Genomic DNA, 9,890 nt, shown 5'->3' on the forward strand with positions numbered 1-9,890 from the left:
GACCGGTGGTCTCGGCGGAGCGCCCGACCTGGGCGGCGAGCTGGCCGGTGGCCTGGCCGGTGCGACCGACCTGGGCGGCAGCCTCGGCGCCGGCCTCGACGGCGCCGCGGGCGGCGCGTCGCAGGTCGGGGGCGCCGTCACCGGCGGTGTCGAGGGCGCCGTCACCGGCGGTGTCGAGGGAGCCACCGACGCCGGCGGCTCGCTCGGTGCCGGCCTCGGCGGTACGGCCGAGAGCACCGCGCAGCTCGGCGGCCAGCTCTCGGGCACCGCCGACGGCGCGACCGGTGCCTGGTCGTCCATCGACGCCGGTGACGCCTTCGGCAGCGCCGGCGGCACCGGTGGCCTGTTCGGTTCCGCCGAAACCGGTGCCGACTTGCACGGTGGGATCGACGCCGGCGCCGGCGCGGACACCGACCCGGACTTCGACACCTTCCTCGGCTGACCCACTCTGCACGGACCCCGATGCCGGCCCCGCGTGCACCACGCGGGGCCGGCGTTCTTCGCAGAGGACATAATCTCGGTGCAGCCCGCACTCCGACAGAAGGCGAGTCGAAGCGATCACCATGCACACGTCCTCCGCAGATGCCGCCGCTCGCCGCGCGGCCCTCGTCGAACTGATCGACGCGGCCGCCGAACACATCCGCGCCGCCGAGCGCGGAGACCTCGCCACCAGGCTCGAGGCGGCGCGCACCCGCGTCGTCGACCCGCGCCTGCGGGTCGTCGTCGTCGGCCAGCTCAAACAGGGCAAGAGCCAGTTCGTGAACTCGCTCCTCAACCTCGAGGTGTGCTCGGTCGGCGACGACGAGACCACCGCCGTCCCCACCGTCGTGCAGAACGCGGACCGCACCTTCGCCGAACTCGTGCTCGCCGAGCCCGGCCGCGATCCCGTCCGGGTGGACCTGCCCGTCGACGAGCTGCAGCGCGTCACGCCCGCCACGCCGCGCGCGGGCGGGCGCGAGGTGCTCCGCCTCGAGGTGAACGTGCCGAGCCCACTGCTGGCCGACGGCCTCGTCCTCGTCGACACACCCGGCGTCGGCGGGCACGGAAACCCGCACGCCGCAGCAACATTGGGCCTGCTTCCGGCCGCAGACGCCGTGTTCGTCGTCTCCGACGCCAGCCAGGAGTTCACCGAGCCGGAACTGAGCTTCCTGCGGCAGGTGCTGCAGCTGTGCCCCGCCGCGGCGGTGCTGATCACCAAGACGGACCTGTACCCGCACTGGCGCGAGATCGTCGCCGCGGACCGTGGGCACCTGCAGCGCGCGGGCCTCGACGTGCCCCTGCTGCCCGTCTCGTCGCTGCTGCGCAGTCACGCCCTGCGCCTCGACGACGCGTCGCTGCACGAGGAGTCGGGCTTCGAATCGGTCTACGGGTTCCTCCGCGAGCGGGTCGTCGCGCGCGGCGCCGACGTCGCCAGGCGTTCCGTCGCGCTGGATGTGAAGTCGGTCGTCGAGCACGTCGCCCTGAGCCTGGGCAGCGAGCTGGCGGCGCTGCGCGATCCCGAGACCGGTGCGGCGGCCGTCGCGGAGCTGCAGCGGGCCAAGGCCGCCGCGGAGGCGCTGCGCACGCGGGCCGCCCAGTGGCAGCAGACCCTGGCCGACGGGATCGCGGACCTCGCCGCCGACATCGACCACGACCTGCGGGACCGGCTGCGCCGCGTCACCCGCGAGGCCGAAGCCACCGTCGACGAATGCGACCCGGGCGAGGAATGGCCGCGGATCGGGGAATGGCTCGGTGAGCAGGTCGCCGAATCCGTCGGCGACAACTTCGTGTGGGCCCACGAGCGTTCGGTGTGGCTCGCCGAGGTCGTCGCCGGGCACTTCGCCGACAGCGGTGCCGTGGACCTGCCGGACCTGCACCTCGGCGACCTGGAGGGGCTGCTCGAGCCCGTCTCCCGGCTCTCGGACCTCGAATCGGGCCGCATCGGTGTCGGCCAGAAGATGCTCGTGGGAATGAAGGGCTCCTACGGCGGCGTGCTCATGTTCGGGCTGATCACCACGCTCATGGGTATGGCCCTGGTCAACCCGATCTCCGTCGGCGCGGGAGTTGTGCTCGGCACCAAGGCCTATCGCGACGACAAGCAGGCACGCATCGTCAAACGCCGGGCCGACGCGAAGGTCGCCATCCGCAAGTTCACCGACGACGTCGGCTTCCAGGTGGGCAAGGAGTCGAAGGACCGGCTCCGGCTGATTCAGCGCCAGCTGCGCGACCACTTCACCGAGCTGGCCGAGCAGACGTTGCGGTCGCTGTCCGAGTCGCTGCGCGCCGCGCAGGAGGCCGCGACGGTCGAGGAAGCGCAGCGGCAGCGCCGCGTCGCCGAACTCGAGACGCACGTGCGTGCGCTGACCGCGCTGCGCGAACGGGCCGCACAGCTGGCCGGGGCCGACGCGTGAGTGTCGAGCAGGCCCGCGAGCTCGTCGCGGCCGCGCGTGCCCGGTACGGAAGCGACCCGCGCGCTGCCGAGCAGCTCGCGCTGTGCGCGGCGCGGCTCGAACAGCCGCTGCGCGTCGCGCTCGCCGGGTCCCTCAAGGCCGGCAAGTCGACGCTGCTCAACGCCCTCGTCGGGCAGGACATCGCCCCCACCGATGCCACCGAGTGCACGCGCGTCGTCACGTGGTACCGCAGCGGCTCGACCCCCTCGGTCACCGCCCACTACGACGGCGACCGGATCCTGCCGGTGCCGGTGCAGCGCCGCGACGGCCGGCTCACCTTCGATCTCGGAGAGCTGACCGCGGACCGGGTGGACCGGATCGACGTCGAATGGCCGGCCAGTGCGCTGTCCCAGACCACGATCATCGACACGCCGGGCACGTCGTCGCTGTCACAGGACGTCTCGGCCCGGACGTTCGAACTGCTGACCCCCGACGACGACGCCTCCGGCGCCGACGCCGTCGTCTACCTGATGCGCACCCTCGGGGCCGCCGACGTGCAGTTCCTCGGCCGGATCGGCCAGCACGTGGGCGGCGAATCCGGGCCGCTCGGCGTGATCGGTGTGGTCTCCCGCGCCGACGAGGTCGGCGCGGGCCGCATGGACGCGATGATGTCGGCCAAGGAGGTTGCGGCCCGGTTCGCGGGTGAGCTCGAGCGCACCGGACTGTGCCAGGCCGTCGTGCCGGTCGCGGGGCTGCTCGCGCTGGGCGCGCGGACGTTGCGGCAGAGCGAGTTCGCCGCGTTCGAGGCGCTCGCGCAGGTGCCGTCGCAGGACCTTCAGGTGGCGATGCTGTCGGCGGATCGGTTCGCCCGCCCCGACATCACGCTGCCCGTCGATCCGGGCACCCGGGCGCACCTCGTCGACCGGTTCGGCCTGTTCGGGATCCGCATGGCCGTCACGCTGATCGGTCTCGGGGTGCGGGACTCGCCGACGCTGGCCGCGGAGCTGGTGGCGCGCAGCGGGCTCGACGAGCTGCGCCAGGTGATCGACGTGCAGTTCGGCCAGCGCGCCGATCAGCTCAAGGCCCATTCGGCGCTGATGTCGCTCGAACGGGTCCTGCGCGCCCACCACGACGGCCCCCTGCTCGCCTCCGTGCAGCGGCTGCTCGCCGACGTCCACGGTTTCACCGAGCTGCGCCTGCTCGGCCGCCTGCGCTCGACCCGGGTCACCCTGAGCGAGGACGACGTGCTCGAACTGCAGCGCCTGATCGGCGGTTTCGGTATCGGCCCGGCCCAGCGCCTGGGTCTCGCGCCGGATGCGACCGTCGCCGAGATCCACGCCGCGGGCGTCGCCGCCGTCCGCACCTGGCGCGCCCGGGCCGAGCACCCCCTGCTCGACCGGTTCACCGCGAACGCGTGCAGCGTGGCGGCCCGCAGCGGCGAGGGCATCCTCGCCGACGTCGCGGGCTGATGCGCGCGTCGGTGCCTCCTGCGCGCGTAAGAACAAGCGCAAGAGGCACTTTCGCGCGCAAGGCTTGGGGGCTTCAGCGTCGCGCCCGCTGTGCCGCCTGCTCGAACCGCGCCTGCACGACATGGAAACGGAACAGATCCGGCCACGTCCATCGGATCACTTCGAAACCGAGCTGCCGGATGGCGTCCTCCCTCAGCTTCTCCCGGCGGACGATCTCGGCGGTCGCACCGGGCTCGTCGGCACCGTACTTCCCCATGCCGTCGAACTCGCCGGCGATTCCCTCCCAGTAGAAGTCGGTGCGCGCGACGAACCGGCCGTCGCCGGTCCGCAGCTCGTGCTGCAACTGCGGCCGGGGCATTCCGGCGTCGCGCATCCGCAGCCTGCTCAGGGATTCACCGGGACTTTCGCTGCGTCCGTCCAGGAAGGGCACCACCCGCCGTGCGGAGGCGATTCCGGCCTTCGTCCCCGCAGTTGCCAGGGCGACGGACAGCGCGCCGGGGTCGACGCGACGCAACCGCAGTGCCGAATCGCCGATCACCGTGGCGTGGTCCGAGGGCAGGGTGCGGGCCAGATCGACGACGGTGCGGGCGGCGGAGGTGACCGGCAGTCCGTCGCACGTGGCGATCTCGTCGGCCCCGTACCCGCCGACGTGGACGTGCAGGTGGGGGGTCCGGCGACCGCCCGACGTGCGCCCGCGGGTGACGTGCACGCGGGAGAGGTCCACGTTCCACAGGTCGAAGCCGTGGAGGACGGCGGCCGAGACGTGGCTGAAGACCGCGTCGGCGTCCAGCGCGGGGGCCAGGGCCTGCACGCGCAGCCGGTGCCGGTCGACGTCGTCGAGGCCGTCGGTCTCGTGCCGCCGAAGATAGATGCCGGGAGCGATCCTGCGCAGGCGTCCCGTGCGCAGCGCGTTGCGTAGTTCGGTGGGTGTGTGTCCGGACGCGAGCAGGTCCGCACGTCGTAGTGGTGTCGGGTCGTTCATGCCGACCAGAGTGGGGTGGACATCCGTCGGTCGCGCGCGCTCGGCGGCGTGCGGGCCGGATCTGTGGATGAAGCCGCCGGTTGTGGACAACTCCTTGCGCGCGTCGCTGCCTCATGCGCGCGTGAGAACGCGCGCATGAGGCACTTTCGTGCGCGACGAGCAGTGGGTCAGCGACGCCAGGTCGCGACCGCGCCGACGACGGTGAGCCCGGCCCACAGCAGGGGAGCCCACAGCAGGACGCCGGCGGTGGCGTCGCCGGCGTCGGCGAGGACGCTGCGGGCGGCGACGGCCGTGACGACGGTGGCGACGGAGACGACGGCGAGTGCGGGGCGGGCCCAGGGTCGGCCGCGGCGCAGGAGCTCGAGGAAGACGGCGGCGACCGCGACGAGGAGCAGGCCGGCGGCGGCGAAGCCGGTGAGGGTGAGGGCGACGGTGTCGGCGATGCTCGCGGCGGTGGTGCCGGGGTTGGCGCTCCGCAGCGACTGCTCGAGGGCGTCCCGGACGGATTCGCGGTCGAGGTAGACGGCGCCGAGGAGTCCGGCGAAGACGACGAACGACAGGCCCCAGGCCGAGACTGCGGCGCCGACGCGGGGGCCGGGGGTGTCGGCTGTGCGGAGCGGGGTGACCGAGAACTCGGGGCGAGGCGGCTGCGGGCGTGTGCTCACTCCGGGATCGTAGCCTTCGCCATTTTGTGTGATCCGAGTCACGAAGGGAACAACCCGCGGTGGTGTGCCGTTGGAGAAAGCAGACAACTTGAGCGACAGCGACTCAACTTTGACTTGACTGGGACTTCCGGACGGGTGCAAGCTTGAGTCGACTGCGCTCAGCTGAGTCGGATCGGCTCAGGTTGTGCATGAACACCCATGTGGCACGGATGTGTCGCAGCGAAGAATGGAGAAGCACTATGGCTCGTGCGGTCGGTATCGACCTCGGAACCACCAACTCCGTCGTTTCCGTGCTGGAGGGCGGCGAGCCCGTAGTGGTCGCCAACTCCGAGGGATCGCGCACCACCCCGTCGGTCGTCGCCTTCGCCAAGAACGGCGAGGTGCTGGTCGGCCAGCCCGCCAAGAACCAGGCGGTCACGAACGTCGATCGCACCATCCGCTCGGTCAAGCGCCACATCGGCACCGACTGGACCGTGGAGATCGACGGCAAGAAGTACACCTCCCAGGAGATCAGCGCGCGCACGCTCATGAAGCTCAAGCGCGACGCCGAGGCCTACCTCGGTGAGGAGATCACCGACGCCGTCATCACCGTCCCCGCCTACTTCGAGGACGCACAGCGGCAGGCCACCAAGGAAGCCGGGCAGATCGCCGGCCTGAACGTCCTGCGCATCGTCAACGAGCCCACGGCCGCTGCCCTCGCCTACGGCCTGGACAAGGGTGAGAAGGAACAGACCATCCTGGTCTTCGACCTCGGCGGCGGCACCTTCGACGTGTCCCTGCTCGAGATCGGCGACGGCGTCGTCGAGGTCCGCGCGACCTCCGGCGACAACCACCTCGGCGGTGACGACTGGGATCAGCGCGTCGTCGACTGGCTGGTCGAGAAGTTCAAGGCGCAGCACGGCGTCGACCTGACCAAGGACAAGATGGCCCTGCAGCGTCTGCGTGAGGCCGCGGAGAAGGCGAAGATCGAGCTGTCGAGCTCGCAGTCGACGTCCATCAACCTCCCGTACATCACGGTCGACGCGGACAAGAACCCGCTGTTCCTCGACGAGCAGCTCTCGCGCAGCGAGTTCCAGAAGATCACCTCCGATCTCCTCGACCGCACCCGCGCGCCGTTCCAGCAGGTCATCAAGGACGCCGGCATCTCCGTCAAGGACATCGACCACGTCGTCCTGGTCGGCGGCTCGACCCGTATGCCTGCCGTCACCGACCTGGTGCGTGAGCTGACCGGTGGCCGTGAGCCCAACAAGGGCGTGAACCCGGACGAGGTCGTCGCCGTCGGCGCCGCCCTGCAGGCCGGCGTCCTCAAGGGCGAGGTCAAGGACGTGCTGCTGCTCGACGTCACCCCGCTGTCCCTCGGCATCGAGACCAAGGGCGGCGTGATGACCAAGCTCATCGAGCGCAACACCACCATCCCGACCAAGCGGTCGGAGACCTTCACCACGGCCGACGACAACCAGCCGTCGGTGCAGATCCAGGTCTTCCAGGGTGAGCGCGAGATCGCGGCGCACAACAAGCTGCTCGGCTCGTTCGAACTCGGTGGCATCGCCCCGGCTCCGCGCGGCGTCCCGCAGATCGAGGTGACCTTCGACATCGACGCCAACGGCATCGTGCACGTCACCGCGAAGGACAAGGGCACCGGCAAGGAGAACACGATCAAGATCCAGGAGGGCTCCGGCCTCTCCAAGGAGGAGATCGACCGGATGATCAAGGACGCCGAGGCGCACGCCGAGGAGGACCGCAAGCGTCGCGAGGAGGCCGAGGTCCGCAACCAGGCCGAGTCGCTCGTGCACCAGACCGAGAAGTTCCTCCAGGAGAACGAGGACAAGGTCGCTGCCGACGCCAAGGGCAAGGTCGAGTCCGCGATCAAGGAGACCAAGGACGCGCTCGCCGGCACGGACATCGCCGCGGTGAAGACCGCCGTCGAGAAGCTCGCGACGGAGTCGCAGGCCCTCGGTCAGTCCCTGTACGAGTCGCAGGCCGCCGACGCGGGTGCTGCCGCCGGTGACGGCGCGGCTGCGGGCTCGGACGACGTCGTCGACGCCGAGGTCGTCGACGAGCCGACCGACTCGGAGAAGAAGTGACGGCGGGGCAGCCCGAGCAGGAGCCGGTGACCGTCACCGACAAGCGTCGGATCGACCCCGACACCTTCGAGGTTCGCGACCCGGACGCCCGGTCGCAGCCTGTGGAGGAGACGGACACCGAAGCTCCGGCTGCGGGAGAACACGAGGAGGCCGCGCTCGCGGCCGAGCCGTCGCCCGAATCGGCTCAGCTGGCCGAGCGCACCGCGGATCTGCAGCGCCTCACCGCCGAGTACGCCAACTACCGGCGTCGGGTGGAGCGCGAGCGGGTGGTCACGACCGAGGCGGCCAAGGCCTCGGTGGTCACCCAGCTGCTCGACGTCGTGGACGACCTCGACCGGGCCCGCGCGCACGGCGACCTCGAGCAGGGGCCGCTGAAGTCGGTGGCGGACAAGCTGACCGGCGTCCTGTCGGGCCTGGGGCTCCAGCCCTTCGGTGACCCGGGCGACGCCTTCGACCCGGAGATCCACGAGGCCGTGCACATGGAGGGCGACGGCGCCAACCCGGTGCTGGACACGGTGCTGCGCAAGGGATACCGGCTCGGTGAGCGGATCCTGCGGCACGCGATGGTGACCGTGACGGACACGGTCCTGTCGGGCGACCCACCGGCCGAAAAGCCGGATTCCGGTGCGGACGACGAGTAAGTACAGAGAAGCAGCGAGAGGAGGAGACACCCGGTGAGCCAGAGGGAGTGGATCGAGAAGGACTTCTACAAGGAGCTGGGTGTCTCCTCCGACGCGTCGGCCGACGACATCAAGAAGGCCTACCGCAAGCTGGCACGGGACCTGCATCCCGACGCCAACCCCGGGGACACCAAGACGGAGGAGCGCTTCAAGGCGGTCAGCGAGGCGTACGCCGTGCTGTCCGATCCGGCCCGGCGCAAGGAGTACGACGAGACCCGGCAGATGTTCGCCTCCGGCGGATTCGGCGGCGGATTCCGTCCCGGTGCCGGTAGCGGCGGGTTCTCCGGCGGCGCCACCACCTTCGATCTCGGCGACCTGTTCGGTGGCGGGGGTGGCGGCGCCGGCGACGCCGGTCTCGGCGATCTGTTCGGCGGTCTGTTCAACCGCTCCGGTGGCGGGGGCGCGCGTACCACGTCGCGGCCCCGGCGCGGATCGGACGTGGACGCCGAGACGACGCTGGACTTCCGCGACGCAGCGCTCGGGGTGACCGTCCCGCTGCGGCTGACCAACCCGGCGCCGTGCACCACCTGCCACGGCAGCGGTGCCCGTCCCGGCACGAGCCCGCGGGTGTGCCCGCGCTGCAACGGAAGTGGCATCGTCTCGCGCAACCAGGGCGCGTTCGGATTCTCCGAACCGTGCGACGACTGTCGCGGCACCGGTTCGATCATCGACGAGCCCTGCACCGACTGCCGCGGGTCCGGTATCCAGAACCGCACCCGCACCATCACGGTCCGGATCCCACCCGGGGTCCGCGACGGCCAGCGCATCCGGCTGCCCGGTCAGGGCGAGGCCGGCCTGCGCGGCGCCCCGTCCGGCGACCTGTTCGTCACCGTGCACGTCCGTGCCGACAAGGTGTTCGGCCGCGACGGCGACGACCTGACGCTGGTCCTGCCGGTCAGCTACGGCGAACTGGTGCTCGGCACCACCGTCTCGGTTCCCACCCTGGAGGGACGGGTCGGCCTGAAGATCCCGGCCGGCACCGCCGACGGGCGGGTGCTGCGGGTGCGCGGGCGCGGCGTCCCCAAGCGCGGGGGCGGCGCCGGTGATCTGCTGGTGACGGTCAAGGTGGCCGTGCCCCAGAATCTGGACGATCAGGCGATCGAAGCGCTGCGGGCGTACATGCACGCGGAGCAGGCGAACGGCTTCGATCCACGGGCGGGCTGGGCAGGTGCATGATGAGCGAGAACCGCAACCGGAACGATTCCCCGATGGACCCCGACGCCCGGGTCTACGTGATCTCGGTGGCGGCGGAACTTGCCGGCATGCACGCGCAGACACTGCGCAACTACGACCGGCTCGGCCTGGTCACCCCGCACCGCACCCGCGGTGGTGGACGCCGCTACTCGCCCCGCGACGTGGCGCTGCTGCGTGAGGTGCAGCGCCTGTCGCAGGACGAGGGCGTGAACCTCGCGGGCATCAAGCGGATCATCGAGCTGACCAACCAGGTCGAGGCCCTGCAGCAGCGGGTGTCCGAGATGGCAACCGAGATCGCGCAGCTGCACGCGTCGCGCCGGGCGCTGGTGCCGATACCACGCAGCAACGCGCTGGTGGTCTGGAAGCCGAAGCACCAGCGCGACCGGTAGCCACCGCCGGCCCCTGCGTTCACCCGAAACTGTTGTGGCCGAATGTCACATCGCGCGT

General features: G+C 71.2%; 8 protein-coding genes and 1 pseudogene. 7 read left to right on the forward strand and 2 right to left on the reverse strand.

Annotated features, from left to right (window positions below; genetic code table 11):
• From RR3_RS18320 to RR3_RS18330, 3 genes and pseudogenes are all read left to right on the forward strand, one after another.
• Positions 1-442: pseudogene (locus RR3_RS18320) on the forward strand (IniB N-terminal domain-containing protein); the annotation flags it as partial.
• A 121-nt stretch (positions 443-563) separates the two neighbouring features.
• The gene (locus tag RR3_RS18325) at positions 564-2,390 is read left to right on the forward strand and encodes a dynamin family protein (RefSeq protein WP_010593261.1); all 1,827 of its coding nucleotides are present in this window, start codon (positions 564-566) and stop codon (positions 2,388-2,390) included.
• On the forward strand, positions 2,387-3,838 hold the full coding sequence (locus RR3_RS18330; protein ID WP_017680759.1) for a dynamin family protein: 1,452 nt from the start codon (positions 2,387-2,389) through the stop codon (positions 3,836-3,838). The genes RR3_RS18325 and RR3_RS18330 overlap by 4 nt, the downstream gene beginning before the upstream one ends.
• A 73-nt stretch (positions 3,839-3,911) precedes the next feature.
• Here the strand turns inward: RR3_RS18330 and RR3_RS18335 are convergent, their stop codons facing one another.
• Both RR3_RS18335 and RR3_RS18340 read right to left on the reverse strand, forming a co-directional pair.
• Entirely contained in the window at positions 3,912-4,820 is a 909-nt protein-coding gene (locus RR3_RS18335; RefSeq protein WP_064066542.1) for a type IV toxin-antitoxin system AbiEi family antitoxin domain-containing protein, read from the reverse strand.
• 167 nt (positions 4,821-4,987) lie between these two features.
• Positions 4,988-5,485, reverse strand: a complete 498-nt coding sequence (locus RR3_RS18340) for a hypothetical protein (protein ID WP_064066541.1) — start codon at positions 5,483-5,485, stop codon at positions 4,988-4,990.
• 239 nt (positions 5,486-5,724) lie between these two features.
• Here RR3_RS18340 and dnaK point away from each other — a divergent pair, with 239 nt between their 5' ends.
• The 4 genes from dnaK to RR3_RS18360 are packed head-to-tail and all read left to right on the forward strand — an operon-like array spanning position 5,725 to position 9,832.
• Positions 5,725-7,569, forward strand: a complete 1,845-nt coding sequence (gene dnaK, locus RR3_RS18345; RefSeq protein WP_010593257.1) for a molecular chaperone DnaK — start codon at positions 5,725-5,727, stop codon at positions 7,567-7,569.
• The gene (gene grpE, locus RR3_RS18350; RefSeq protein WP_064066540.1) at positions 7,566-8,210 is read left to right on the forward strand and encodes a nucleotide exchange factor GrpE; all 645 of its coding nucleotides are present in this window, start codon (positions 7,566-7,568) and stop codon (positions 8,208-8,210) included. Before dnaK ends, grpE begins: the two co-directional genes overlap by 4 nt.
• A 33-nt stretch (positions 8,211-8,243) precedes the next feature.
• Entirely contained in the window at positions 8,244-9,425 is a 1,182-nt protein-coding gene (dnaJ, locus tag RR3_RS18355; RefSeq protein ID WP_064066539.1) for a molecular chaperone DnaJ, read from the forward strand.
• Complete coding sequence (locus RR3_RS18360) at positions 9,425-9,832, forward strand: heat shock protein transcriptional repressor HspR (RefSeq protein WP_010593254.1); 408 nt, start codon at positions 9,425-9,427, stop codon at positions 9,830-9,832. Before dnaJ ends, RR3_RS18360 begins: the two co-directional genes overlap by 1 nt.
• Positions 9,833-9,890: the final 58 nt, after the last annotated feature.

The sequence above is a fragment of the Rhodococcus ruber NBRC 15591 genome (assembly GCF_001894945.1).
GTDB classification, from domain to species: Bacteria; Actinomycetota; Actinomycetes; order Mycobacteriales; family Mycobacteriaceae; genus Rhodococcus; species Rhodococcus ruber.

Coding starts and splice junctions, on each gene's coding strand:
- RR3_RS18325 (WP_010593261.1), top strand. CDS start 564: ATGCACACGTCCTCCGCAGATGCCGCCGCTCGCCGCGCGGCCCTCGTC.
- RR3_RS18360 (WP_010593254.1), top strand. CDS start 9,425: ATGAGCGAGAACCGCAACCGGAACGATTCCCCGATGGACCCCGACGCC.
- dnaK (WP_010593257.1), top strand. CDS start 5,725: ATGGCTCGTGCGGTCGGTATCGACCTCGGAACCACCAACTCCGTCGTT.
- RR3_RS18335 (WP_064066542.1), bottom strand. CDS start 4,820: ATGAACGACCCGACACCACTACGACGTGCGGACCTGCTCGCGTCCGGA.